The organism is Azomonas agilis, from assembly GCF_007830255.1.
Taxonomy (GTDB): Bacteria; Pseudomonadota; Gammaproteobacteria; order Pseudomonadales; family Pseudomonadaceae; genus Azomonas; species Azomonas agilis.
This window is the reverse complement of sequence record NZ_VLKG01000002.1, coordinates 71,007-96,569: the sequence shown is the minus strand read 5'-3', so window position 1 is coordinate 96,569 and position 25,563 is coordinate 71,007. Positions and strand designations below refer to the sequence as shown.

At 50.9% G+C, this 25,563-nt stretch carries 23 protein-coding genes; 7 read left to right on the top strand and 16 right to left on the bottom strand.

Annotation, left to right across the window (positions count from 1 at the left end):
* Nucleotides 1-21 precede the first annotated feature (21 nt).
* Nucleotides 22-2,079: a TonB-dependent receptor gene (locus LX59_RS02765; RefSeq protein ID WP_144570327.1), complete on the bottom strand. Its 2,058-nt coding sequence runs from the start codon at nt 2,077-2,079 to the stop codon at nt 22-24.
* A 508-nt stretch (nt 2,080-2,587) separates the two neighbouring features.
* On the opposite strand from LX59_RS02765, the gene LX59_RS02760 reads away from it, so the two are divergent.
* The 6 genes from LX59_RS02760 (at nt 2,588) to LX59_RS02735 (ending at nt 12,237) form a co-directional block, all read left to right on the top strand.
* Nucleotides 2,588-6,856 (top strand): RHS repeat domain-containing protein, encoded by a 4,269-nt coding sequence (locus LX59_RS02760; protein WP_170234322.1) that lies wholly within the window; start codon nt 2,588-2,590, stop codon nt 6,854-6,856.
* 4 nt (nt 6,857-6,860) lie between these two features.
* Nucleotides 6,861-7,160 carry a GW dipeptide domain-containing protein gene (locus LX59_RS02755; RefSeq protein ID WP_144570325.1) on the top strand — a complete coding sequence of 100 codons (300 nt, stop codon included), beginning with the start codon at nt 6,861-6,863 and terminating at the stop codon, nt 7,158-7,160.
* Nucleotides 7,161-7,399: 239 nt separating this feature from the next.
* Nucleotides 7,400-8,233, top strand: a complete 834-nt coding sequence (locus LX59_RS02750; protein WP_144570324.1) for an RHS repeat protein — start codon at nt 7,400-7,402, stop codon at nt 8,231-8,233.
* Between the two features lie 80 nt (nt 8,234-8,313).
* The gene (locus LX59_RS16115; protein ID WP_144570668.1) at nt 8,314-8,442 is read left to right on the top strand and encodes an RHS repeat-associated core domain-containing protein; all 129 of its coding nucleotides are present in this window, start codon (nt 8,314-8,316) and stop codon (nt 8,440-8,442) included.
* 906 nt (nt 8,443-9,348) lie between these two features.
* The gene (gene lon / locus LX59_RS02740) at nt 9,349-11,751 is read left to right on the top strand and encodes an endopeptidase La (protein ID WP_144570323.1); all 2,403 of its coding nucleotides are present in this window, start codon (nt 9,349-9,351) and stop codon (nt 11,749-11,751) included.
* Between the two features lie 75 nt (nt 11,752-11,826).
* Nucleotides 11,827-12,237: a protease inhibitor I42 family protein gene (locus LX59_RS02735; protein ID WP_144570322.1), complete on the top strand. Its 411-nt coding sequence runs from the start codon at nt 11,827-11,829 to the stop codon at nt 12,235-12,237.
* Here the strand turns inward: LX59_RS02735 and LX59_RS02730 are convergent.
* Nucleotides 12,234-12,836, bottom strand: a complete 603-nt coding sequence (locus LX59_RS02730; RefSeq protein ID WP_144570321.1) for a DUF4823 domain-containing protein — start codon at nt 12,834-12,836, stop codon at nt 12,234-12,236. The genes LX59_RS02735 and LX59_RS02730 overlap by 4 nt on opposite strands.
* Before the next feature lie 116 nt (nt 12,837-12,952).
* Between LX59_RS02730 and LX59_RS02725 the strand changes: the two genes are divergently transcribed.
* The gene (locus tag LX59_RS02725; protein ID WP_144570320.1) at nt 12,953-14,077 is read left to right on the top strand and encodes an aminotransferase class V-fold PLP-dependent enzyme; all 1,125 of its coding nucleotides are present in this window, start codon (nt 12,953-12,955) and stop codon (nt 14,075-14,077) included.
* On the opposite strand, the gene LX59_RS02720 is transcribed toward LX59_RS02725, so the two are convergent.
* From LX59_RS02720 to LX59_RS02655, 14 genes are all read right to left on the bottom strand, one after another.
* Nucleotides 14,074-15,438 carry an amino acid permease gene (locus tag LX59_RS02720; protein ID WP_144570319.1) on the bottom strand — a complete coding sequence of 455 codons (1,365 nt, stop codon included), beginning with the start codon at nt 15,436-15,438 and terminating at the stop codon, nt 14,074-14,076. The two genes, LX59_RS02725 and LX59_RS02720, sit on opposite strands and share 4 nt — an antisense overlap.
* A gap of 31 nt (nt 15,439-15,469) precedes the next feature.
* Nucleotides 15,470-16,255, bottom strand: a complete 786-nt coding sequence (locus LX59_RS02715; protein WP_144570318.1) for a TatD family hydrolase — start codon at nt 16,253-16,255, stop codon at nt 15,470-15,472.
* Between the two features lie 31 nt (nt 16,256-16,286).
* Entirely contained in the window at nt 16,287-16,631 is a 345-nt protein-coding gene (locus LX59_RS02710; protein WP_144570317.1) for a PilZ domain-containing protein, read from the bottom strand.
* A 32-nt stretch (nt 16,632-16,663) separates the two neighbouring features.
* Nucleotides 16,664-17,650, bottom strand: coding sequence for a DNA polymerase III subunit delta' (locus tag LX59_RS02705; RefSeq protein ID WP_144570316.1), 987 nt, complete (start codon nt 17,648-17,650; stop codon nt 16,664-16,666).
* Nucleotides 17,643-18,278, bottom strand: coding sequence for a dTMP kinase (tmk, locus tag LX59_RS02700; RefSeq protein WP_144570315.1), 636 nt, complete (start codon nt 18,276-18,278; stop codon nt 17,643-17,645). The genes LX59_RS02705 and tmk overlap by 8 nt, the downstream gene beginning before the upstream one ends.
* The gene (gene mltG / locus LX59_RS02695) at nt 18,275-19,336 is read right to left on the bottom strand and encodes an endolytic transglycosylase MltG (RefSeq protein WP_144570314.1); all 1,062 of its coding nucleotides are present in this window, start codon (nt 19,334-19,336) and stop codon (nt 18,275-18,277) included. Before mltG ends, tmk begins: the two co-directional genes overlap by 4 nt.
* On the bottom strand, nt 19,326-20,159 hold the full coding sequence (gene pabC, locus LX59_RS02690) for an aminodeoxychorismate lyase (RefSeq protein WP_144570313.1): 834 nt from the start codon (nt 20,157-20,159) through the stop codon (nt 19,326-19,328). Before pabC ends, mltG begins: the two co-directional genes overlap by 11 nt.
* Nucleotides 20,156-21,400: a beta-ketoacyl-ACP synthase II gene (gene fabF, locus LX59_RS02685; protein WP_144570312.1), complete on the bottom strand. Its 1,245-nt coding sequence runs from the start codon at nt 21,398-21,400 to the stop codon at nt 20,156-20,158. Before fabF ends, pabC begins: the two co-directional genes overlap by 4 nt.
* Before the next feature lie 158 nt (nt 21,401-21,558).
* The gene (gene acpP, locus LX59_RS02680) at nt 21,559-21,795 is read right to left on the bottom strand and encodes an acyl carrier protein (RefSeq protein ID WP_144570311.1); all 237 of its coding nucleotides are present in this window, start codon (nt 21,793-21,795) and stop codon (nt 21,559-21,561) included.
* Nucleotides 21,796-21,985: 190 nt separating this feature from the next.
* A complete protein-coding gene (fabG, locus tag LX59_RS02675; protein ID WP_144570310.1) occupies nt 21,986-22,726 on the bottom strand; it encodes a 3-oxoacyl-ACP reductase FabG in 741 nt (246 codons plus the stop codon).
* A gap of 13 nt (nt 22,727-22,739) precedes the next feature.
* Entirely contained in the window at nt 22,740-23,675 is a 936-nt protein-coding gene (fabD, locus tag LX59_RS02670) for an ACP S-malonyltransferase (RefSeq protein ID WP_144570309.1), read from the bottom strand.
* A gap of 38 nt (nt 23,676-23,713) precedes the next feature.
* The gene (gene plsX, locus LX59_RS02665) at nt 23,714-24,739 is read right to left on the bottom strand and encodes a phosphate acyltransferase PlsX (protein ID WP_144570308.1); all 1,026 of its coding nucleotides are present in this window, start codon (nt 24,737-24,739) and stop codon (nt 23,714-23,716) included.
* Nucleotides 24,740-24,741: 2 nt separating this feature from the next.
* Complete coding sequence (gene rpmF / locus LX59_RS02660; RefSeq protein WP_144570307.1) at nt 24,742-24,924, bottom strand: 50S ribosomal protein L32; 183 nt, start codon at nt 24,922-24,924, stop codon at nt 24,742-24,744.
* Between the two features lie 11 nt (nt 24,925-24,935).
* Nucleotides 24,936-25,466 carry a YceD family protein gene (locus LX59_RS02655; protein ID WP_144570306.1) on the bottom strand — a complete coding sequence of 177 codons (531 nt, stop codon included), beginning with the start codon at nt 25,464-25,466 and terminating at the stop codon, nt 24,936-24,938.
* Nucleotides 25,467-25,563: the final 97 nt, after the last annotated feature.

Sequence of the window (25,563 nt, the reverse complement as noted above, 5' to 3'; positions counted from 1 at the left end):
AGGTGATGAGGAGGCTTTGAGTTAAAAGCTCAGACGCATCCCTAGGGTTAGATTGCGCCCCGGCATCACCACATCGTCTTTAATGTAGGACACATGGTTGCGCCATTTTTCGTCCAGCAGGTTATTGCCGCGCAGATAAACCATATATTGGCTATCCAAGCCCCAATAGCCGGTATAGCTCAGCCCCGCAGAAAGCATGTTGTAGCCTGAGGTTTCGCGCTCATAATCAGCGGTTCGGTGCTGGTGGTTGACGCGGTAAAACTCAAGCTCTCCATCCCAAGCCGAACCAAAACGCTGCTCCCAACGCGCCCCTAAGCGAGCCGGCGAAATACGAGGTAAATCCCCACCCCCATTGCGCAGCCGAGCCCGTACTCGATCGCCAAACAGAGTGAGTCCTGCAGTTTCCAGCACCTGAAAGCGGATTTCTCCTTCCATGCCGGTAAAGACTGCATCTTCTTGCCGATATTCCATTTGACGGTATCCGTTACCAATATCCCCACGGGTATCGGTTGGATTGATGTAATCATCCACCGCGTTGCGATACAAACTGAAACTAAAGGTGGTCGAGCCTTCAAATTTGCGCAGACTCAGCTCCAGATTACGCGAGGTTTCCTCATCCAAGTCCACATTGCCTAACTCGATGGTACGGGTAGCCGCGTGTGGGCCTTTGGAGTACAGCTCTTCAGCCGTGGGCAAGCGTTGGGAGCGTGCATAGGACAAACCCAGTGCATATTCGGGAGCAAAATTCCATACCGTACCCACCGACCAAGAGTTCCCTTGATGGCTGGTATCGCGGGTCTCTTCTGCATTAATGCTTTGCCATTCACGGCGCAACCCAAATTCGTAGCGCCAATCGCCTCGGGTGTATTCCTCTAGGATAAAGAGCGCATGGTTACGAGTCACGGTCTTGGGCATATAGGCTTCCTCGCCCTCGACCTGAAAATCCCGGCGCATGTGTTGCAAACCCACCACACCCTTCCAACCGAACAGAGGTTTGTGGGTCAGCTCTAGGCGACTGTCCACCGCATCGCTATCAAAACGGGTGGCCACAGTGCCGCCTTCTATCTCCTTGTGCTGGTAGTTGGTATAGCCTACCCGCACCCGCGCGCGCTCAAAGCCCGGTAGTGGGTCGCTGAGTTCTCCGCGCAAGTCCCAGCGTTTTTGCTCCAAATCCACCAAAGGCAATCCACCGCTATGGTCGTGATCATGGCCCTCTTCCTCTTCTTCATGGTCGTGCTCATCCTCATGACCATGCTCGTCTTCATCCTCCTCCCCACAAGCCCAATTCATGCCACTCTGGTGACAGTCCGCATGCTGATGAGCCAGCAGTCCATAGCGATTGTCTTGCCGGGTATAAGCCACGCCCAAATAGCCACGATCACCGATAAAACTCGTACCCAAGGTAAAGCTGTGGGTGTCGTTAAAAGAACCCTCTTCTTTGCTAGGCGAACCTGAGATCTCGTAATCATCCGCTTGGCGTTTAACACCCTCTAAACGCAGGGCAAAGTTGCCTGCGCCAGTCGTGAGACCAAATACGCCCGTGCCTTCGTTGGCGACGGTATTGCCTCGCAGCTCAAGCGTACCCTCATAGCCGCGCTCAGGGATGTAGGTAGGTACTTTTTCATCCAACACATTCACCACACCACCTATGGCTCCACCGCCATACAGCAAGGTGGTTGGGCCTTTGAGCACCTCAATACGCCGCGCCAACGAGGGCTCTGTGGTCACAGCATGGTCTGGGCTGACGTTGGAGGCATCCAGTACATCCACTCCATCGCTGAGTATTTTTACCCGTGCCCCACTTTGCCCACGAATCACAGGCCGCCCTACGCCAGCGCCAAAACTGCTGGACTGTACTCCGGGTAAGCTTTGCAGGGTTTCCCCAAGGGTAGCCTCCCGCCGTTTGATCAACGCATCGCCTTCCAACACTCCAGCGGCGGTGGTCATTTCCTGTGATTGCTTATCCAGAGGGTTGGAGCTGATGACCGTGGCCTCTAAGTCCAGAGTTTGAGCGACAGGCTCTAAAGAAAATAGGCTCAAAGCCACGGCCAAACTGAGGGGATGGCGGCGGGTATTCATGCAGTCACTCCGATTAATGGGCAGATTTCAGGATAAACTCATTATGTTATAAAATAACAATTAATAGTACTTGAACTCGCCAAAATCGCTAATAACCCACCATCAAAGATTTGCTATACCCACCCGTTCACACTACCCAATAATCCAAGATCCCTTAGTTTTACTGAGACTTACGTAGTATTTTTTTGATAGATACTGTCTATTACAAATAAAAATAATTATTATTTAAATATAAGCATCTCAAACACTAGGGATAGAAGCCCCGCTGAATGCTGGGAAAGGATCAAGGATGTTGCAAACCCTCAAGCCATACACTCGCTGCTCAAGTCACGTCTTTAACTGCTTTCTCGTTAAGCCTCGACTCCTGCGCCTACCTGCAAATACACCCAAAACCTAATAGCCATAAGGTCATTGGCTTTCTATTCGCCTGCTTTTTAGCCTGCCTTCGTTAACTCCAATGATTTTATCGAAACGATGCGGCCAATCATTTTTGTGGAGCTTTAAAGACATGAGTGTCAAAGGGTTAATCTTTTCCTTAATTCTGGGGCTAATGCTGGAATCTGGGCTATCACAGGCGCAAGAAGCCCTTGAACTGGATTCAATAACAGCCACAGGCACCCGATCTAATGGCTGCTCGCTGGATTGGGCCACGGGCTTATCTATGTCCGGCTGTTTGGGCATCCAAAGACCCGACCCTTGGAGCTCTGAAGTCTTTGTGCCCTATATCAACAGCGCACAGCGAGATCGGCAGCGCTATCTATTTGACGATGTCACCTGCAAACCTGTAGTGATCGCTAATGGCACCAAGCGACAGGCAGAGCATGACTTTGGCCCTGAGCCCGGTGCTACGGGGCTGGAGTACGATTACAGCATTGAGCGAGATACCGCAGCCACACCACCAAGCACTATGGCCTCGCTGGGTTTAACACGCTATTACGCTACCTTGCCGGGTGGAAACGGAGTCATTGGAGGGTCGTTCGGTGCTGGATGGAGCTCCAACTACGATGTACGCCTACAGTTCAGCTATGGGGAAGCTTATAGCGATACTTGGTGTGGCTACGGGCCCGGAGGAAGCGTACAGGTACAGGACTGCCCTTTAAGCCTAGACGGTTACGCTCTGACCAATATCGAGCTGTTTGATGGCGCTAAAATCTACGAATATGCCGATCCTACTGCTCAATGGACGGGCTCTGGGACAGCCAGTAATAAGGTTAAAAGGCTGGCCAACGGTTGGGAAGTCACCGCAGACAGTGGCGTGGTCTCAATCTTTGACAAGGCGGGACGTATCCTATCCCGAAAAGACCGGCACGGTATCGGCCTGACTTACAACTACCAACCCGGCTATTTCCGTCTGCAAAACGTGATTCATACCGGAGGGCGTTCAGTTTCCTTTGAGTGGGACGAAAGATACGTAATCAAGGTGATTGATAGTGACGGGAACCATTACAACTACGAGTACCATCACGCTCCAGATACAGACGGCAGCTACCATCCTAACTACCACTTTATGGTCAGCAAAGTCACCTATCCATCGGGACTGGGAAATCGAACCTACCACTATGGCGAATCACCCAAAAAAACCGAGCTTTTAAGCGGTATATCCATTGATGGCGTTCGCTACAGCACCTACAAATGGGACTCTGCCAACCGAGTCACCGAAAGCGGACTAGTGTCTGGCAATAAAGATACTTTCTCCTATGGCAGCAACAAAACCATCGTAACTGGCCCCGGCGGTATCCCGGTCACCTATAACTTCAGTGGCGGCAAGATGACTTCGACCAGCCGCACTGTACCCGATTGCGGAGCGGCTACGGCACGGCGCTTTTACAGCGGCACCGATCTGGACTATGAGCTAGATTGGCTGGGCAATAAGACCGACTACACCTATACCAACAAGAAACTAACCCACCTTGTCACTGCTGCAGGTACTTCTGAGGCCCGAAAAACCGTCAACGAATACAACGCTGATCATAGAATTTCGAAGATCATTCGCTACAACACCTACGATACACCTCAGTCGGAAACAATCTTTACCTACTATCCCGCATCCAGTGCACAGCGCGGGCGCATCCAGAGCGTCCAAAATATCAATCGAACCAATCTGGGGATCCAAGACCAAACGCGCACCTTTAATTACAGCTATACTTTTCACGCCAACGGCATGCCTGCAACCATCACCCAATCTGGCCCCGAGTCTGGAGCCACTTCCGTTACTACCTACTCAAGCAGTGGTGATGTTCTTAGCTACAAAAATGCGGCTGGGCATATCGTCCAATTCTCTAACCACAATGGTTTAGGTTTGGCACAGACCGTGGTTGACCCTGTGGGGCTGAACAAACAACTGGTTTACGATGCCAAGGGGCGTATTAGCTCTGAATCTTTGATCATCAATAACACGCCAATCACCACCAGTTATATTTATAACGGCTTCAACCAACCGACCCAAACCACTTATCCCGATGGTACTAAGCTGTACCAAACCTATAACGCAGTTGGTCTACTAAGCACACAGTACATATCACTTAACTATGTGGAGCGTTTCGCCTATAACAATCAAGATAAGTTGACCAGCCATACCATCACGGATGCGGGCGGGCAAACGGTCTACTTCCGCGAAGGCTATACCTACGATGGCTTAGGGCGTATTAAAACCGCCACTAATGCCAGTGGTGCTACGATCCTCACCTATGTTTACGATGCCAATGGCAACATCAAAACCGCCCAAGATGCATTGGGGCGTGTTACTACCTACGAGTACAACGCCAACGGGGAAGTGAAAAAAATAACCGGCCCCGGCCCATCATCCTACGTGGAGCAATTTGTCTACAGTGCCCTAGGCCAGTTAGATCAGTACATTGACCCCAAAAACAACACCTGGACTCTGGCTTGGGATGGTTTGGGTAATCAGGTGTACCAAAACTCACCGGATACAGGCCCAACGCACTATTACTACGATACCGCGGGTAATGTTGACTCCATCAACGATAACGCGGGCAAAACCACCGTATTTACCCAAGATCTTCTGGGTCGCCCTCTAACCCAAACGGCCAACAGTCAAAGCATTAGCCTAGCTTATGACCAATGTTCCTATGGCAAAGGGAAAGTCTGCTCCATCACCGATGCCAGCGGTAGCACCCAATACACCTACGACACAGCGGGCCGTTTAAAGACGCAGGTTTCAAAGATCAATGGGGTCAATTACACCCTTACCTACGCCTATGACAGCTACAGCCGTCTGCAATCTTTGACCTATCCCGGTGGCAATAAAATTACCTACGAGTACAACAACTGGAGCCAGGTCAGTAAGGTTTCTGGGTTGATCGGCGGGGTTCAGAAAACCATTGCGACCATCGAGCAACAGCCCCTGCGCCCTATCAATAAAATCACCTTTGGCAACGGTGTGGTACGTCAATATTCCTACGACACTAACGATCGTTTAACTGGGATTTCCAGCCCCTCTATTCAAGGGCTTGGCTTTAGCTACAACAACAATAACCACATCACGGCGATCACCAACGGCATCAATACACCTCTAAGCCAACAGTTTAGTTACGATGAAGTCGGCCGCCTTGCTTCAGCCACTTCTCCCTCCGGGGATCAGTCTTGGACCTTTGATGCCAACGGCAACCGTGAAACCCATACTTGGGCGGGAGCGGTAGATGACTATGTACCGAACACAGCTAATAACCGTATCCCCACCATTACCGGCAGTCGAGCTAAGAGTTTTACCTTTAATAGCCTTGGTAATACCACCGCAAAATCAGGCTACGGCGGCAATCAAAGCTACACTTACGATGCTTTTGATCGCATGAGCAGTGTGACCCATAGCGGTGGAACCACTTACTACGCCAATAATGGTCTCAATCAACGGGTACGTAAAAGTGGTGCTGGCCCCATCGGCAACGTCAGCTATCTGCATGACTCCAGCGGCCTACTCTTAGGAGAAACCGGCCATAACAGCACCTCCATCAGCACCCAATACCTCTGGCTGGGCGGCGAACTTATTGGCGTGGTGCGTCACAACATTCTTTACTACGCCCACACCGACCAGTTAGGCCGTGCCGAAGCCATCACTGACCAAAACCAAGCCATCGTCTGGAGAGCTGACCTTACCGCCTATAACCAAGTCCCTAAAATGGATACTTTCGGTGGACTTCATCTGCGATTTCCGGGCCAATACTTCGACCCTGAATCAGACCTCTGGTACAACTGGCATCGCTATTATGATGCGAGCACGGGGCGGTATTTGCAGAGTGATCCTATTGGGTTGGGGGGTGGCATCAGCTCTTATACTTATGCGAACGCTAATCCTATTAGTTTTATTGACTCATTTGGACTACACACTGAAGTAATTATTTGGCAGCCCTTTGGTTGGACTGCATCCTCCTTTGGGCATGTATCTGCAAATGTGAATGGAAGAAGCTATTCTTGGGGACCAAATGGCTGGGATACTAAGTATCCAAACGCTTCAGATTATGCCAATCGGCAGTCCACTTTTCGCTCTGGTGCGGGAGTTATTCTAAACTTAGCCCCAGGACAAGAACAAAAACTTGAAAAATGTTATGCAAGGGATCGAGGAGGCTATAGTGCCATTAGAAATAACTGTGGTGACCCACACAAAGCTTGTTTAAAAGAGGTTCTAGGTAGATCTATTTCCAACTCTTTATTTCCGGTCAATATAGGCGATGACTTATTAAACTCACCATATTATGGTGGATCAACATTTTATCCCGGCCCTCAGCGTGGTTTCGGTCATGACGCTCCTTGGGCACGCTAATAATATGTTTAGATTAATTTTTATTATATTAGCTTTTTCATTAAATGCATGCTTTCAGGAAAAAGATCTATTTTTAATAGCAAATGGTGTTGTACCAATATATAAAACATTACCAGATGCTGTTTCTTCGCCCTCTAAAAAACCCATTATAGAGTTACAGAAAAACCAGCAGGTTCAAGTAATACAATGTATTGATGCAAAGCACTACCAAATATATAAAATTCACTTACCAAATGGTAAGATTGGCTATGTAAATGAAGGTAACTATATGTTAACCAAAAATAAAAAATTATCTTACTGTTAATTTTAGGCTTTAGTAAGGCCTGTTGATGTTTTGTCGTGAAGGCATTGAGAAAAAAGAGCAAACCCGCAGAATTGAGGTTCCTACACCCATAACTCTGCGGATTTGCAATGCCCAGATTGATGCTCAGCGACTGGATATGATGAAGATCTTCAGAAAGGAAGAGAGTATGGATCAGATGGCACACCTATCAGAGATTATGATAAGCCTCACCAAGGCGCAGACCACCCACATATACATGAGTGGCTCAAAGGTGTAAGAGAATATCCGGGAAAGCCTGCTCCATCACCGATGCTAGCGGTAATACCCAATATACCTACGACACAGCGGGCCGTTTAAAGACACAGGTTTCAAAGATCAATGGGGTCAATTACACCCTTACCTACGCCTATGACAGCTACAGCCGTCTGCAATCTTTGACCTATCCCGGTGGCAATAAAATTACCTACGAGTACAACAACTGGAGCCAAGTCAGTAAGGTTTCCGGGTTGATCGGTGGGGTTCAGAAAACCATTGCTACTATCGAGCAACAGCCCCTGCGCCCTATCCATAAAGTTACCTTTGGCAACGGTGTGGTACGTCAATATTCCTACGACACTAACGATCGTTTAACTGGGATTTCCAGCCCCTCTATTCAAGGGCTTGGCTTTAGCTACAACAACAATAACCAAATTACAGCGGTCACTAATAGCATTAACGCTGCTCTACCTCAGCAGCTGTTTGGCTATGACGAAGTAGGACGCTTAGGTTCGGTCACCTCCTCTGCCGGGGATCAGTCTTGGACCTTTGATGCCAATGGCAACCGCGAGACCCATACTTGGGGTGGAGCGGTGGATGACTATGTACCCAACTCGGGAAATAACCGCATCCCTACCATTACCGGCAGTCGAGCTAAGAATTTTACCTTTGATAGCCTTGGTAATACCACCGCCAAATCAGGCTACGGCGGCAATCAAAGCTACACTTACGATGCTTTTGATCGCATGAGCAGTGTGACCCATAGCGGTGGAACCACTTACTACGCCAATAATGGTCTCAATCAACGATCACTTAGGCCATGCCGAAGCCATCACTGACCAAAACCAAGCCATCGTCTGGAGAGCCAGCAACTTTGCCTATAATCGAAATGTAACAACCAAAATTCGGTGGGCTCCATATTGGATTTCCCGGCCAATGCTTCGACGTGGCGTCTGGGCTTTGGTACAACTGGCATCGCTATTACGATGCCAGTACCGGGCGGTATTTGCAGAGTAATTCAATTGAATCACTACAAGGTAAACTGTGAAACTGACCTATCAACTGAGAGGTAAGCATATTATTATCATTCTTTTAGCATTACTTGGCACACTCAGCTTTAATCAGAACTTTCGTAGTATTTTTATTTGTTATCGCTCAATTATATTAACAGTACTATTCAGTTTGGCTGGAATCGCTGCGCTAGTCTTTTTTACTATTGACTATTTTTCAATAGATACGTGTCTTGACGCTGGTGGACGCTGGATCAGAGAACTGAAAATTTGCTTATACGAGAAACCTATTAATTAATAGCACTAACAGTTGACCACTCGTTTTTTAGACTAAAAAATCTACTAACTCAATAATAATACACACTGAAAAACCACCAATGACTACCTATATACTTAAACTGGCTGCTACATCATTAATTATACCCATTACTACTTTGGTATTCGGAAATACATTACACCCTAGATTAATTATAGTTTTTTGCTAGCTCTTGGTGCTGAAAGCAATACGTTAAATCAAGTATTTTACATATGGAGTATCGTTATTTCGCCAAACTTATTACAGTATACCTTAATCGGTATAATTATCCATTTACTTATTAATCAAGCAATTAACTTCGAGAAATATATGTTTTCTACTGGTTCAGGAGCCCTATCAAAACAAAACAGAAAATCACCAACCTGGATACAGGTATTAATTGTCATTTTTTTAGTATTGCTCGTGACGATGCTGTACTTTAAAACCTGACGGATACGCGAGGATATTCATCCTAGCAGGCTAAAAAAGGCCTAACGATAAATAGGCTTTAACGCAAACCAGATCAAAGCTTAATCATCGCCTCTAAAAAAACCGCTCGACATGCTTATCGCTCAAACACCCCCCCTTGAAAACCCACTAAATCCCCCTTACTACTAGGGGTAAATCAAGGAATAAGATTAGGTACAGCATGACCGACGATACCCGCCTTGAACACGACGAGGCCAAACACGATACACCCGAGGTGATCTCCAGCAACAGCTTGGCTCTGCCTGAGCAGACCTTGCCGGATAAGCTGTACATCATCCCCATTCACAATCGTCCCTTTTTTCCTGCACAGGTGTTGCCGGTTATCGTCAATGACGATCCTTGGGCCGAAACCTTAGAACGCGTGGCCAAAACACCGCACCAGCGCATGGCCCTGTTCTATATGGAAAACCCGCCCAGCGATGCCGACAGCTTCGATCCTGATCAATTGCCTACCCACGGCACTATGGTTCGAATCCACCATGCCACCCGTGAGGCTGGAAAGCTGCAATTTGTGGCCCAAGGTATGGCACGCGTGCGTATTCGTAGTTGGCTACGTCGTCGCCCACCCTATTTGGTCGAAGTGGACTACCCCGTCAGTGAGGAGGATCCACGGGACGAAGTAAAAGCCTATGGCATGGCGCTGATCAACGCGATTAAGGAGCTACTCCCCCTTAATCCGCTGTACAGCGAAGAGCTGAAAAACTACCTCAACCGCTTCAGTCCTAATGACCCCTCTCCCCTCACTGACTTTGCGGCGGCGTTAACCACCGCCCCTGGCCCTGAGCTGCAAGAGGTTCTCGACTGTGTCCCTGTCCTCAAACGCATGGAAAAGGTGCTACCGCTCCTGCGTAAAGAGGTAGAAGTCGCTCGCCTACAGAAAGAACTCTCGGCTGAAGTGGATCGCAAAATTGGCGAACGTCAGCGCGAATTCTTCCTCAAAGAACAGCTCAAAATCATCCAACAGGAACTCGGCATCTCCAAAGACGACAAGAGTGCCGATGCCGATGAATTCCGCGCTCGTCTGGAGGGTAAGAACATCCCGCCCACCGTACAAAAGCGGCTGGATGAAGAATTCAATAAGCTGTCCATTTTAGAAACTGGCTCCCCCGAATACGCCGTGACCCGCAACTATTTGGATTGGGCCACCAGCGTTCCTTGGGGCGTGTACGGCAAAGACAAGTTGGATCTAAAACGCGCGCGTAAGGTGTTGGATAAGCACCATGCCGGTTTAGAGGACATTAAAAACCGCATCCTAGAGTTTTTGGCTGTAGGTGCGTTCAAAGGCGAAATCAGCGGCTCTATTCTGCTGTTGGTTGGCCCACCTGGGGTGGGTAAAACCAGCATTGGTAAATCCATTGCCGAATCCTTGGGCCGTCCCTTCTACCGCTTTAGCGTCGGCGGTATGCGCGATGAGGCGGAAATTAAAGGCCACCGCCGTACCTACATCGGCGCGATGCCGGGCAAACTGGTGCAATCCCTCAAAGAGGTTGAGGTGATGAACCCGGTAATCATGCTGGACGAAATCGACAAAATCGGCGCTAGCTACCAAGGTGATCCGGCCTCAGCCTTGTTGGAAACCCTTGATCCTGAGCAGAACGTGGAGTTCCTCGACCACTACTTAGACATGCGGCTGGATCTGTCTAAGGTGCTGTTTGTCTGTACCGCCAACACCCTAGACTCCATTCCCAGCCCGCTGCTGGATCGCATGGAGGTGATTCGTCTCTCTGGCTACATCGCGGAAGAAAAGCTAGCCATCGCCAAACGCCATTTGTGGCCAAGATTGCTGGAGAAAACCGGCGTACCTAAAAACCGGATTGGTATTAACGATGGGGCGCTAAAAACCATTATTGAAGGTTATGCACGGGAAGCCGGTGTACGTCAGTTGGAAAAACAACTAGGCAAAGTGATTCGCAAAACCGTGATCAGATTGCTGGACGATCCCGAACTGAATGTGCGGGTGGGGCCAAAGGATCTGGAAGACTATCTGGGTAAACCCCTGTTTCGTACCGAGCAACTGCTCTCTGGCGTGGGCGTGATTACCGGACTGGCTTGGACGAGCATGGGGGGCGCTACATTGCCCATTGAAGCTACGCGCATCCACACCCTGAATCGTGGCTTTAAACTCACCGGCAAACTGGGCGAGGTAATGAAAGAGTCCGCCGAGATTGCCTACAGTTACATCAGCTCGCACCTGAGAGACTATAAAGGCGACCCCGAATTTTTCGACCAAGCCTTTGTGCATCTGCACGTCCCCGAAGGTGCTACGCCCAAAGACGGCCCCAGCGCCGGTATTACCATGGCCAGTGCCCTGCTTTCCTTGGCCCGTAACCAAGCACCGAAAAAAGGCGTAGCCATGACTGGCGAACTGACCCTAACCGGCCATGTTCTGCCCATCGGTGGAGTACGAGAAAAAGTGATCGCGGCGCGGCGGCAGAAGATTTTTGAGCTGATCTTGCCGGAAGCCAACCGAGGGGACTTTGAGGAGTTACCCGAATACCTGAAAGAAGGCTTAACGGTACACTTTGCCAAACGTTATGCCGATGTAGCCAAGGTACTGTTCTAAAATTGACGGCGGGCCTTGGGGTTCAACCTCAGGCCCGCTATGCTGAGTTATCCTCAGCGGCCCACTGGATTCAAGATGATCTCTACCCTGTTACGTCTGCCCTTAACCGCAGGTTTAATGCTGGCACTGAGCGCCTGTAGCAGCTCTCGTCCTTTTTCAGCGGCTGATGTTCGGGTCACTGACGACAATCAGTGCCCCATTAACCTAGTAGTTGGGCAAAACCTTACCCTAGACCTCCCTAGCAATCCCTCTACCGGATTTCGTTGGAAAGTCCAAGACCATGCCTCCGAACTTTTGAGCAGCCTTGCACCCGAAGATTATCTGCAACCTGAGGGCAGCTTAGTCGGCGCAGAGGGCACGGCCCGCTGGCGCTTTAAGGCCAAACAGGAAGGAGCCGGGCGCATTTTGATGAGCTATCAACGCCCTTGGGAAGCCACAGGAGAAGCCGCCGGCTTGTTCGATTGTCGCATTAGCGTGGCTGATTAGCCGCCTAACCCCAACAATGTCTGGGCATAATCCTCAAAGGGTCTTCTGATTAAATCCTCAGGGCGGGCCTCGTAAATATTGAACAGCCCTCCACGATTGTGAATCCGTACCGTATCCACCAGATAACGGGTGGTTGTTTCAATCAGCATGGCTTGAATCACGCCACTATCAACACCTACCCGATCTAAAGCCCTTTGGTTATTAAACTCGTCAAAACTGCCCACGCGATCATCCGCAGCGGCAAAGCGGGTATAAAGCACATAGTTGGCTCCCATATTTAAAGCTTCGGTCAGCGCCTCCTCCAAATTTTGGGGCCGATTGGCACGGCGAATCATGGGAAAGTACTCAACAAACCCCTTAAATGCCTCTTCAGCCACCACATTAGGTCGAGGATAGACCTTGCCCGGCGGCACGAAACTCCCTTGGGCGATGTAGATGTAAGAGTCCGGCTGCAAGCGCCGGTTATACACGCGCGTAGTCGTGTTGTGATCCAATAATCCGGCATCACGCATATGGTAGGCCGTGCCATCCGCCATATCGCTGACTTTCATGCACGCACTTACAGACAACAAAAGAAGGCTCAGGATCACCAAGCGCATGTATGTAGCTCCCTCAACGTCGGAAAACTGGCGGACTCTATACCCTTATCTTGCTCTCTTTGCAGTATCCGGGCCATCCTTGACTGATATTTGCCCATCGCTTGCGGAGCCTTTGTATGTCGTTTAGCCACGAGTTTCCCCAAAACCCTGAGTTACGCTACCTCAACCACGCCGCCGTAGCGCCTTGGCCCTTGCGCGCCGCCGAAGCCGTTAAAGCCTTTACCGAGCAGAATTTACGCATCGGGGCTCGGGATTATCCAGAGTGGCTAAAAATTGAACAACTGCTGCGTCAGCGTTTAATGCGTTTACTCAATGCCCCCAGTACCGCCGATATTGCGCTGGTTAAAAACACCTCCGAAGCGCTGTCCTTTGTGGCCTTTGGCTTGGACTGGCAGGCCGGGGATCAAGTGGTGATTAGCGACCAAGAATTTCCCTCCAATCGGGTGGTATGGGAAGCCTTAAGGCCCAAAGGAGTGGAAGTCATCGCGGTCAGCCTTACCGGCAGCGATCCTGAAGCCGCTTTGTTAAACGCCTGCGGGCCACGTACCCGAGTGCTGTCCATCAGCGCGGTACAATTTGGCAGCGGCCTGCGTATGGATTTAGAGCGACTGGGAGCCGGCTGCCAACAACGCGGCGTTCTACTCTGCGTGGATGCGATTCAACAATTAGGAGCTTTGCCTTTTGATGTACAGGCCAGCCAATGCACCTTTGCCATGGCCGATGGGCATAAATGGATGCTCGGCCCTGAGGGTTTAGGGGTGTTTTATTGCCGCCGCGATCTGCGCGAACGACTCAGTCTGCATGAATACGGTTGGCATATGCTGGAGCATGCCGGAGATTACGACCGTACCGAATGGCAACCCGCTCGCACCGCTCGACGCTTTGAGTGTGGTAGCCCCAATATGCTGGGTGCTGTGGCTTTAGAGGCTAGCCTAAGCCTACTCGAAGAGGTGAGCCTAGTCGAAGTGGCCCAAAGCATCCAAGAGCGCATCCGCTTTTTACAACAAGAGTTAGAACGCATTCCCGGCGTTGAACTGCTCAGCCCCAAAACCTCCGAGCGCCAAGCCGGTATCCTGACGTTTCGACGGGCCGGAGTCGATAACAGCAGCCTGTTTGAATACCTCAAAAGCCATCAGGTAGTGTGTGCTCAACGCGGCGGCGGCATTCGTCTATCGCCCCACTTCTACACACCCATTCAGGTACTCGAAGACACCCTAGACCTGATTCGCACCCTGCGTTAAGAGGCTCGCATACGCCAACGGTAGCAGCCATACATCAAGCCGAGCCAAAAGGGTATGGCTAATACCGATAGGCGAACACTGGGCGTTAACCAAAGCACCAGCACAATTAGTCCCATAAAGGCCAAGCACAGATAATTGCTCCAAGGATGCCAGAGTGCTGGAAACAGAGGGGCTATACCTTGGGTTTGTAAGGCTTTACGAAACCGCAGATGGGTCAAACTGATCATGGCCCAGTTAATAACCAAAGTTGCCACTACAAGGGACATCAGCAGCTCTAAAGCACCTTGGGGTAACACATAGTTCACCAGCACACACAACAAAGTCACCGCGGCAGATAGGGCTAAAGCCGCTACGGGCACGCCACGCCGATCGGTATAAGTTAACCAAGCGGGCGCATCCTGCTGCACCGCTAATCCGTACAGCATGCGACTGTTGCAATACACCGCGCTGTTATAAACCGATAACGCCGCCGTCAACACCACAAAATTCAGTACATGGGCGGCCAAATCGCGCCCTATCAAGGCAAAAATCTGTACAAAGGGGCTGCTGCTGTAAGGATCACCCGCAGCCCTCAACTGGGCCAATAACTGATCCCAAGGGCACAGCATCAGCAAAATACTCAGAGCGCCCAGATAAAAAATCAGAATCCGGTACACCACCTGATTGATGGCTTTGGGAATCACTTGTTGTGGATTGCGTACTTCAGCGGCGGTTATTCCCACCAACTCTAATCCACCAAAGGAGAACATGATAAAGGCCAAAGACATCAACAAGCCCGTGGCCCCAAAAGGGAAAAATCCCCCATGAGCCCACAGATTAGTCACCGAGGCTTGGGGGTCTGAGCCACCCAACAGCAGATACAGCCCGAATAAGATCATAGCCACAATGGCAACCACCTTGATCAGGGCAAACCAGAATTCGGCCTCACCAAAGGCTCTGACACTGGTTAAATTCACGGCATTGATCAGTGCAAAACACAGGGCTACCGTGAGCCATGTGGGGATTTCAGGCCACCAAAATTGTATGTACTTGCCTACGGCAGTCAGTTCCGCCATGCCCACCAGTACATACAAGGCCCAATAATTCCAACCGGACAAAAAGCCCGCGTAACGTCCCCAATAACGATGGGCAAAATGGCTAAAAGAACCGGCTACCGGCTCTTCAACGACCATTTCCCCCAACTGGCGCATGATGAAAAAGGCTACTAAGCCTGCAAGGGCATAGCCTAAGAGCAGAGACGGCCCCGCCAAGCCCAACACACCGGAGGAACCCAAAAATAAGCCCGTGCCTACGGCTCCACCTAAGGCAATCAACTGAATATGGCGGTTTGATAAGCCTCGATGCAGCGCAGTGTCGGTCATATCAGGGGCTCACTCTGGTGCTGCTAACCCATTAAGCCGCGACTCGGGCCAAGGGAAAGAGGCGCTTAAAGTTTGCAGTAGTTTGGGCGGCTAGGGTTTCTAAATCCACGCCACGCAGTTCAGCCAGCAGCTTGGCAGTTTCTCGCACGTACTGGGGTAAATTGGACTTACCCCGATAGGGCATCGGCGCTAAATAAGGTGCATCGGTTTCTACTAACAGGCGATCTTCGGGAATACGGCGGGCAATCTGACGCAAATCTTCCGCATTACGGAAGGTGATAATCCCCGACAGTGAAATATAAAATCCCAAATCCAAAGCCGCCTTGGCCATGTCCCAATCCTCGGTAAAACAGTGCAACACACCGGCCTGCGGGAGATTGGCTTCACGCAACAGGGCTAGGGTATCGGCGCGGGCTTCGCGAGTGTGCACTACAACAGGCTTGCCGGTAATGCGAGCGGCCTCCAAATGCAGGCGGAAGGATTGCTTTTGTGCTTCTAAGGAATCCTGCCCGTAATGGCAATCCAAACCCACCTCACCCACAGCCACCACATGGGGATGATTCAATTCTGCCAACAGCCAGTCTAAATGGGGCTCCCCGCTTTCTGCTAAGTCCAAGGGATGAATGCCCACGGAGCAGTCCACATCGGGGTAACGCTCAGACAATGCCTTCACCTTGGCGGCATTTTCTGCATTAACGCCAATGCACAGAAAATGCCCTACGCCCTGAGCTCTGGCTGCTTCTAAAACAGCGTCCAAGGATCCGCCAAAAGCGCTCAAGTCCAGTCGGTCAAGGTGACAGTGGGAATCTACCAACATCGTCGTTGCTCTCAAAAAGGGCTATCAGCCATTACATGGTATGGGTGGGGCGCTCTGAAGCCAGTACCCCAGCCAGATAGGTTTCAATTTTGGTTCTGGCTAAGGAGTTAGCTTCGGTAAACTGGATGCCCACGCCCTGAGTTCTATTATCCTGAGTATTACGCGGAGTAATCCAAATGATGCGCCCTTTTACTGGGATTCTCTCTGCCTCATCCATTAAATCCAGCAACAAAACGATCTCTTCGCCGATGTGTGAAGGGCGACTGGTAGGGATAAAAAGTCCGCCATGACGCACGCAGGACATATAAGCGGTATACAACACGGCTCGATCTTTAATACTCAAAGACAGTGGCTCTGCCGTCGGCATGGTGTTCATACGCACACTCCTGCATAAAAGATCCTTGGATTTTAGCCTGCGCTGATTAAGTCTGACCACTGCACCAGCAAGGCTTCCAGCAGCAAAGTGCGATTTAGATTGGCACGGTTTTGCACCGCATGGCGCTGCTGTAACAACCAGTCTTGAAAAGCCAAAACCTGAGTACATTCGGTCTGAGCGGTGAGCTCATATAAATAATCCCTCAATAAGGGATTAGGTGTCTGACAAGGACTGCGGGTGATCTGCTGGCGCACCAAGAGCAGAGTCCATTGATAAAACCAATCAAAGATCAGTAATAAGGGAATGGCTTGCCAAGCATCCGCCACTGCACTGGGCCATTGCTGACCTTGCCGCAGTTTATCCAGCTCCTCTAGCATCAGATTTTGCCACTGCACAGCGCCCTGCTCATGCAAACGGAAAGCCTGTAGCGGAAAGCCCCTCGCCAAACTTAAGAGCTGAGCTAAGTCTTCTTTCGAAACCTCAGGCAGTTGAGCTTGCAACCAACGAACGGCCTCTGAGGGTGAGGGAACCCGACATGCCTGCTTTACACATCGGCTACGAATAGTGGGTAAAAGACTGCTCAATTGATGAGTGACCAGCAGTAATACCGTATCCCCAGAAGGCTCTTCTAAGCTTTTTAACAGCGCGTTGGCTGCCTGAGTGTTCATAGCTTCTGCGGGGTCAAGTAATACCAGCTTACGCCCGCCGAGCTGAGCGGTAGTCCCCACAAAATCCACCAACGCCCGAATTTGATCCACTCGAATGGCTTTATCAGCTTCCTCAGGTTGCACCGCGTAAAAATCTGGATGACTACCCGCACTTAATAACAGGCAGGACTTACACTGACCACAGGGTTGATGCTGCTGAGGGTTTGAGCAGAGTAATAACTGCCCTAACCGCTGGGCCAAAACATGCTTACCAATGCCTTGTGGCCCGTGAAACAGGTAGGCATGGGGATGCTGAGTTCGATTCGCTAGCTGAGCCCACTGAGTGTGCTGCCAAGGATAAAGCTCAACCACGGGACAGCTTCAGGATTTCTGGCAGCAGTTGAGCTAAAGACTGCTGTACCTGCGCCAAAGGCTGAGCGGCATCCAAAATACGATAACGCTCAGGCCACTGCTGCGCCCGTTGCAGATAGCTATGCCGTACCGCTTCAAAAAAGGCTAATCCCTCTTGCTCAAACCGATCTAAACGGCCTCGGGCGGCTGCACGGCTCAAGCCTACTGAAACCGGCAAATCAAACAGTAGAGTTAAATCCGGTACTAAGTCGCCCTGTACTAAACGCTCTAATAAGGCGATACGCTCTACAGGCAGCTTACGCCCACCGCCTTGATAGGCGTAGGTTGCATCGGTAAAGCGATCACAGAGCACCCAAGCGCCCCGCGCTAAGGCGGGCCGAATCACCTGTGCTAGATGTTGAGATCGAGCCGCAAACACCAACAATAGCTCCGTGGTGGAGTCCATCTGTTCCTCATCACTGCCGTGCAACAGTAAATCACGGATTTGCTCTGCTAAAGGAGTGCCTCCGGGCTCGCGGGTTAATACGACTTCGAGTCCCTGTTTTTGTAGCTGCTCAGCCAACCAAGCTCTGTTGGTGGTTTTACCGGCCCCTTCCGGGCCTTCTAGGGTAATGAAGAATCCTGTCATTCAGAGGGCTCCGATTCTGCAGGACGAGGTGCGGGGCTAGAACGATAATCGGCCCTGCGATTGAGCTGATACTGGCGGACAGCCAGATTGTGCTGCTCCAAGGTATCGCTAAACACATGGCTACCATCGCCCTTAGCCACAAAATACAGGCTAGTCCCCGCCGCCGGGTGCAACGCCGCTTGTATAGCTGCTCTACCGGGCATGGCAATAGGAGTAGGCGGTAATCCCGCTTGGGTATAGGTGTTATAAGGCGTTGGCGTGCGCAGATGGGTACGGTTTAGCTGGCCAGTATAGTGCTCACCCAAACCATAAATGACGGTGGGATCGGTTTGCAGCAGCATGCCCTTCTCCAGCCGCCGAACAAAAACCCCGGCAATCTGATCCCGCTCCTCCGGTACACCCGTCTCTTTTTCGATGATGGAGGCCATAATTAATGCTTGATAGGGCGTATCGTAAGGCAGGTTTTTGGCACGTTTTGCCCACTCCTCCTGCAAAATCCGCTCAAGACGGGCAAAAGCCCGCTTTAGGATATCCAGATCCGTTACCCCCTTGGTGTACTGATAGGTGTCTGGAAAAAAGCGGCCCTCAGGATGCAGGTCAGGGTACCCTAACTGCGCCATAACTTGCTCATCAGTCAAACCCTCAAGGCTTTGGGCCAGCTTAGGTGATGCCTCCAAATTAGCGCGCAGTTGGCGAAAGCTCCAACCTTCCACCAAAGTGAGGTGGTATTGCACCACTTCACGATCTAACCAGCGTTCTAGCAGATCCTGCATACGCATACCGGGTGTCAAGGCATATTCACCCGCATACAGGGAGGTTTCAGCATGGTGCAAACGCCAGTACAGACGTAACCAAAACGCGCCTTCAATCAGCCCATTACGCTCTAACTCCAAAAACTGTTGTCCCGGCGTGCTTCCCGGTGCAACGTCCAAAAGCTGGGCTTCGGATAGATGTAACTCCTGCTCCAGCGCCTGCTGTTGCAGCCATAGTGCAACCCCTAGCATTAAAGCCGTCAGCAAACACAACGCCAACAACCCATAGCCTATCTTACGCAGCATTCGAGGACGTACTCCACAGCAAGCTAAGGTGCTCTTGTAAACGACGAGTAACCGGGCCTTGGGGCCAACTAGAGTCTTGCAGACGATTCACCGGCCAGATGCCATAAATGCTGTTACACATAAAGACCTCATCCGCCTTGAGTAACTCCACATAGGCTAAGTCCCGCACCACACAGGGGATATTTAGACTGGATGCCGCCGCCAATAACTCTGCTCGCATTACCCCAGCTACCCCGCAGCGGCTTAGTACCGGTGTCACCAACTGCCCCGCCTGCACCATGAATAGATTGCTAAATACGCCCTCAATCACTCGTCCTGAAGTATCTCGCATTAAACCTTCAGCATACTGGGGGTCTTGCCATTCGGATCGAGCCAATACCTGTTCCAGACGATTTAAGTGCTTTAGACCGGCCAATAAAGGCTGCTCTGCCAAACGAGTAGCGCAGGGAAATAGAGCAATCCCTTGCGTCGAACGCTCGACGGGATACTTGGGTAACTCAGATCCCAACAACAGGCATCTAGGCTGGCAGGGGTCAGGAAGGCTATAGCCACGCAAGCCACTGCCTCGGGTGAGCAGCAGCTTGCATACACCTGTACCCAACTCAGCAGCAAAGGCCAACACATCCGCTTGCCACTGAGCTTTATGGGTCGGCATCATCAGGCGCTGACAGCCCAACTCTAAGCGCTGTAAATGACGCTCCAGCAGCGGAATCTGCCCATTTTGTACACGGAGGGTTTCAAACAGACCATCGCCATAGGCTAACCCTCGATCGTCACAGGCTATTTCCGTAGCAGGAACCCCATTTAGCCACACCAAACTCATGAGGAAAAACGGCGGAAAATCAGTGAGCCGTTAGTCCCTCCAAAGCCAAAAGAGTTGGACAGTGCAATATCCATAGGTAGAGTGCGCGCCTCATGGGGTACAAAATCTAAATCGCAGCCGTCATCTGGATCATCCAAGTTGATGGTGGGAGGAGCTACCTGATCTTGTAGAGACAGCACGGTGAAAATAGCCTCTACCGCACCCGCCGCACCCAACAAATGTCCGGTCATGGACTTGGTGGAGCTCACTGCAAAACGGTAGGCATGTTCACCAAAGATTTTCTTTAACGCCGCTGCCTCAGCACGATCACCCGCTGGGGTTGAAGTACCGTGGGCATTAACGTAATCAATAGCTTCAGGGTTTAGCTGAGCATCTTGCAACGCATTACGCATACAGCGGGCCGCCCCTGCACCATCTTCGGGCGGGGCCGTCATATGGTAGGCATCTCCACTCATCCCAAAGCCAATCAGCTCAGCATAGATACGCGCACCACGGGCTTTTGCATGCTCCAACTCTTCCAGCACCAAAGCCCCTGAGCCATCGGAGAGCACAAAACCGTCACGGCCACGATCCCAAGGACGACTGGCAGCGGTTGGATTGTCGTTACGGGTGGACAGCGCACGGGCAGCGGCAAAACCGCCCAAGCCTAAGCCACAGGAGGCGCGCTCTGAACCACCGGCAATCATCACATCCGCCTCACCGTACTGAATATTGCGGAAAGCCTGACCAATGCAGTGGGTCGCCGAAGTACAGGCGGTGGCAATGGCGTAGTTAGGGCCTTGAATACCTAAATGAATCGACAAAAATCCCGACACCATATTGATGATGGAACCAGGGACAAAGAAAGGAGAAATACGGCGCGGGCCTTGGTGCAACAATAGCTCACAGTTACCTTGGATGTTGGTTAAACCTCCGATTCCTGAGCCCATAGCCACACCAATACGCTCACGATTGGCATCCGTTACCTCTATCCCTGAATTCTGCATCGCCTGAAAACAAGCGGCCAATCCATATTGGATAAACAAATCCAACTTACGGGCTTCTTTGGCTGACAGATATTGTTCAACCTGAAAGTCTTTGATTTCGCCACCAAAATGAGTGGAATAGGCCGAAACGTCCATGTGGGTGATCGGGGCAATACCGCTCTGGCCGGCTAAAACCCCCCGCCAGCTGTTCGGCACATCGTTACCCAGTGGCGAAACCATCCCCATCCCGGTGACCACGACGCGTCTACGCGACACAGCGCTTCTCCTTTCTTAGATACCGGCCCTGCCTCTAAACCGCCTGCAAACGGACCAGCTTTTAAAATCGTTTTCACTATGTAAAAGCCGCACTGTCTTGGTGTAAGGCAGTGCGGCTTTTCAGACTCGAAGCCGAGTATTACAGCTGACTGAACGCGTTACTGAGCGTTGGTCGTAATGTAATCAATGGCTTCTTGAACAGTAGTGATCTTCTCAGCTTGCTCGTCAGGAATCTCAGTTTCGAATTCCTCTTCCAAAGCCATAACCAGCTCGACGGTATCAAGAGAGTCGGCACCCAGGTCTTCGACGAAGGAAGCACTGTTGGTAACTTCGTCTGCTTTGACGCCAAGTTGTTCAGCAACGATTTTCTTGACGCGTTCTTCGATGGTGCTCATAAACTTGTTTAAACTCCTATGGAAAATTCAGCCAGCTGGTTCGCGCGGTAGTTTATAGAAAGCTTTTTCCGCATTTCAAGCCAAAAGCAGCCTGCTGGGCAACTGCCTTTAACCAATTCCCTACGAAAAAACGCTCGGCTTTAGGGTAAAGCCGAAGTTATTTTCGAGGCAATTCTGTGTTCTTTACCTACTACATATACATGCCACCATTGACGGGAATAGTCGCTCCCGTCACATAGCTTGCTTGTTCAGAGGCTAAAAAAGCCACTACTTGGGCAATCTCTTCTGCCTGCCCCAAACGGCCTAGGGGAATTTGTCCCAATAAGGCTGTTTTATGGGCTTCTGCCAGATCACGGGTCATATCCGTGTCGATAAAGCCTGGAGCTACCGAGTTAACCGTAATCCCTCGACCACCTACTTCACGGGCTAAGGCACGGCTGAAGCCCTCAAGACCCGCTTTGGCGGCCGCGTAGTTTACCTGTCCGGCATTACCCATTGCGCCCACAACAGAACCAATATTAATAATACGTCCCCAGCGGGCTTTGGTCATACCACGCAGAACAGCCTTAGATAGACGGTATAAGCTGTTTAGGTTGGTATTAATCACGTCATACCACTCATCATCCTTCATGCGCAGCATGAGGTTATCACGGGTGATGCCTGCATTATTTACTAAAATCGCGGGCTGTCCCAGATGCTGCTGAATGTGCTCCAAAGTCGTGCTAACAGACTCATCATTACTGACATCCAATACCAACCCTGCACCCTGAATGCCGTGATCCTTCAGCACATCTGCAATGCGCTCTGCTCCAGATGCAGAGGTAGCAGTTCCGATCACAATAGCACCTTGACGGCCCAATTCTAAAGCGATGGCTTGGCCAATCCCGCGACTAGCACCGGTTACCAGTGCCACCTTGCCTTGCAGACTCATAGCATTCTCCTGTTTAGGCCAGCGCTACACGCGTAGCCGCAAAAGCTTCTGGCGTGTCCAAATTATGGGTCACAATGCCTTTGACACAGCGCTTATTCAAGCCTGACAACACTTTACCTGGCCCACACTCTACCAAATCCGTGATCCCTTGCTGACTTAAGGTCACGATGGACTCTACCCAGCGCACTGGACTATACAACTGGGCCAATAAGTCCTGCTTCAACTGAGTTAAGTCCGCGGGTATTGCTGCGGTAACGTTTTGCACCAGCGGGATTTTAGGCGTTTGCCAATTCAAAGCCGATACCGACTCCGCAAAACGCTCAGCCGCAGGACGCATCAAGGCACAATGGGAAGGAACACTCACGGGCAAGGACATAGCCCGCTTAGCACCCCGTGCTTTACAGGCTTCCACCGCACGCGCTACTGCCTCTGAAGCCCCAGCGATCACCACCTGTCCGGGTGCATTAAAGTTCACTGCGCTGACTACTTGTCCTTGTGACGCTTCATCACAGGCAGCCATCACATCGGCATCTTCTAAACCCAAAACAGCAGCCATACCCCCTTCACCAGCAGGAACAGCCTGTTGCATCAACTGGCCACGGCGCTCTACCAAGGCAACCGCCTCTGCAAAACTCAAACTGCCTGCCGCTACTAAGGCGGAGTACTCGCCTAAGCTATGGCCTGCTACAGCAGCCGGTGCTAAGGCTGTCTCTGCCTGCCAATAACGCCACAACGCAATGGAGGCCGTTAGAATGGCTGGCTGAGTTTTATCCGTCTGATTCAATACAGCTTCTGGGCCTGTCTGGGTTAAAGCCCACAGATCATAACCAAGAACTTCAGAAGCCTCTGCATAGGTTTCGGCCACTGCTGAATGTTGCTCCATCCCAGAGAGCATGCCTAGGGATTGAGAGCCTTGACCGGGAAATACGAAGGCAAAGGTTACAGACATCTTATAAGTCTCTTATAGGATTTAAGGCACTGGATTTTTTAAAAAGCACTCTGTGACAACAAAGGCTCCAGCCGCATGCGTAACTGTCCTGGAACATCTTGCTGTACATCCCGAACAGCCTGACGAATAGCCGCCTTAATACCTTCAGGACCCGCACTACCATGACTTTTAACCACTACACCCTGTAAGCCAAGGAAGCTGGCCCCATTATATCGAGAGGGCATTAATTCGGCCTTAAGCTCTATTAATAAAGGCAAGCTCAACAGCCCTACAAACCGAGACCATAGGGAGCGTTTAAATAAGTGCTCAACCTTATGGCTAATCATCTGGGCCAAGCCCTCACTGGACTTCAGCACCACATTACCCGCAAAACCATCACAGACCACAACGTCTGCTTCGCCTCGAAACAGCCCGTCTCCCTCAATAAAGCCTTGATAATTTAGGCGCTGCCCTTGGGATAAAAGCTGTGCCGCACGCTTAACCTGCTGACTGCCTTTAATCGTCTCAGTACCCACGTTCAGCAAGGCTACTCGGGGGTTTGCAATGCCCGATACCTGAGCCGCAACCGACCCCATCAGAGCAAATTGATACAAGTGCTCTGCGCTGCAGTCCACATTAGCACCCAAGTCCAACAACAAACAAAATCCTTGTTCCGTTGGAATCGACGCTGCAATAGCAGGACGATCAATACCCGGTACTGTTTTTAACACATGGCGCGCAACCGCCATTAAAGCTCCGGTATTTCCGGCACTGACACACGCCTGTGCCTGCCCTGCGCGCACCATTTCTAAAGCAATATGCATGGACGAACGAGGCTTGCCCCGAAGCGCTTGGGTAGGCCGCTCATCCATACGAATCGCTTCGCTGGCCTCTATAACAGAGATACGTGCGAAATCAACCTTCTGTTTGGCAGGCTCAAGTAAAGGCTTAAGTACGGACACTTGCCCCACTAGAACTAAGTGCAAAGAAGGCATTTCAGAGAGGCATTCCAGACAAGCCGGAACAATACAGTGGGGACCGAAGTCCCCACCCATAGCATCAACTGCAATGACCGTAGTGGACAAAATCAGGCATCAGCGCCTTTGCTGATGACCTTGCGACCACGGTAAAAACCATCGGGAGATACATGATGACGCAGGTGTACTTCGCCCGTTGTTTTTTCAACAGACAGAGCACGCGCATCCAGTGCATCGTGAGAACGACGCATATCGCGTGCGGAACGGGATTTTTTGTTCTGCTGAACAGCCATTGAATCAACTCCTAAACTTTTGAATCACGCTTCAATTGCGCCAGTATACTAAAGGGGCTAGAGGCTGGGGATGACTCGTCTTTACCCTCAGGCTCAGCATCTTGTGAACCTAGCATCTGGCAATCTTCAGAGGCATGGAGTGGAACAATGGGTAGTGCAAGCAATAGCTCGTCCTCTACCAATGCCAGCAAATCCAAAGGATCTTCTCCTACCTCCAGCACGTCATAGCTCTTGGGCAGGTGCTGGGTACTGGCTTCCGGCTCCACAATGGCATATTCACATGCACTATGAATCGGTAGCTCGACCACATCCAGACACCGCTGGCATACCATTTTGACCACCACATCAAGCTCGCTGTACGCTACGACGGTACGCTGCTCATCGCGGCCAAAGGATATCCGCAGATGAACCTGCCCCTGAACGTCTTCTAAGGCTTCCGTCAGACGTGCAAAACTGGACAGAGGTATCTCATCCTCGAGAACGGCAGCCCGATCGGCCATTTTGCGCGGATCAACACGCAAGGGTATGGATACTTTTGACATAGGCGCGGCATTCTATGTAGGCATTTGCATCCTGTCAAAAAGAATTCCGTTTCCTGAACAGCATGCAGGGAAATAGCGCTTATCCTAAGCCGCTTGG

Coding starts and splice junctions, on each gene's coding strand:
- LX59_RS02720 (WP_144570319.1), bottom strand. CDS start 15,438: ATGACCGACACTGCGCTGCATCGAGGCTTATCAAACCGCCATATTCAG.
- LX59_RS02755 (WP_144570325.1), top strand. CDS start 6,861: ATGTTTAGATTAATTTTTATTATATTAGCTTTTTCATTAAATGCATGC.
- LX59_RS02655 (WP_144570306.1), bottom strand. CDS start 25,466: ATGTCAAAAGTATCCATACCCTTGCGTGTTGATCCGCGCAAAATGGCC.
- rpmF (WP_144570307.1), bottom strand. CDS start 24,924: ATGGCTGTTCAGCAGAACAAAAAATCCCGTTCCGCACGCGATATGCGT.
- LX59_RS02725 (WP_144570320.1), top strand. CDS start 12,953: ATGTCGTTTAGCCACGAGTTTCCCCAAAACCCTGAGTTACGCTACCTC.
- mltG (WP_144570314.1), bottom strand. CDS start 19,336: ATGCTGCGTAAGATAGGCTATGGGTTGTTGGCGTTGTGTTTGCTGACG.
- fabG (WP_144570310.1), bottom strand. CDS start 22,726: ATGAGTCTGCAAGGCAAGGTGGCACTGGTAACCGGTGCTAGTCGCGGG.
- LX59_RS02760 (WP_170234322.1), top strand. CDS start 2,588: ATGAGTGTCAAAGGGTTAATCTTTTCCTTAATTCTGGGGCTAATGCTG.
- tmk (WP_144570315.1), bottom strand. CDS start 18,278: ATGACAGGATTCTTCATTACCCTAGAAGGCCCGGAAGGGGCCGGTAAA.
- pabC (WP_144570313.1), bottom strand. CDS start 20,159: ATGAGTTTGGTGTGGCTAAATGGGGTTCCTGCTACGGAAATAGCCTGT.
- LX59_RS02710 (WP_144570317.1), bottom strand. CDS start 16,631: ATGAACACCATGCCGACGGCAGAGCCACTGTCTTTGAGTATTAAAGAT.
- lon (WP_144570323.1), top strand. CDS start 9,349: ATGACCGACGATACCCGCCTTGAACACGACGAGGCCAAACACGATACA.
- LX59_RS02765 (WP_144570327.1), bottom strand. CDS start 2,079: ATGAATACCCGCCGCCATCCCCTCAGTTTGGCCGTGGCTTTGAGCCTA.
- LX59_RS02730 (WP_144570321.1), bottom strand. CDS start 12,836: ATGCGCTTGGTGATCCTGAGCCTTCTTTTGTTGTCTGTAAGTGCGTGC.
- LX59_RS02735 (WP_144570322.1), top strand. CDS start 11,827: ATGATCTCTACCCTGTTACGTCTGCCCTTAACCGCAGGTTTAATGCTG.
- LX59_RS02715 (WP_144570318.1), bottom strand. CDS start 16,255: ATGTTGGTAGATTCCCACTGTCACCTTGACCGACTGGACTTGAGCGCT.
- fabD (WP_144570309.1), bottom strand. CDS start 23,675: ATGTCTGTAACCTTTGCCTTCGTATTTCCCGGTCAAGGCTCTCAATCC.
- acpP (WP_144570311.1), bottom strand. CDS start 21,795: ATGAGCACCATCGAAGAACGCGTCAAGAAAATCGTTGCTGAACAACTT.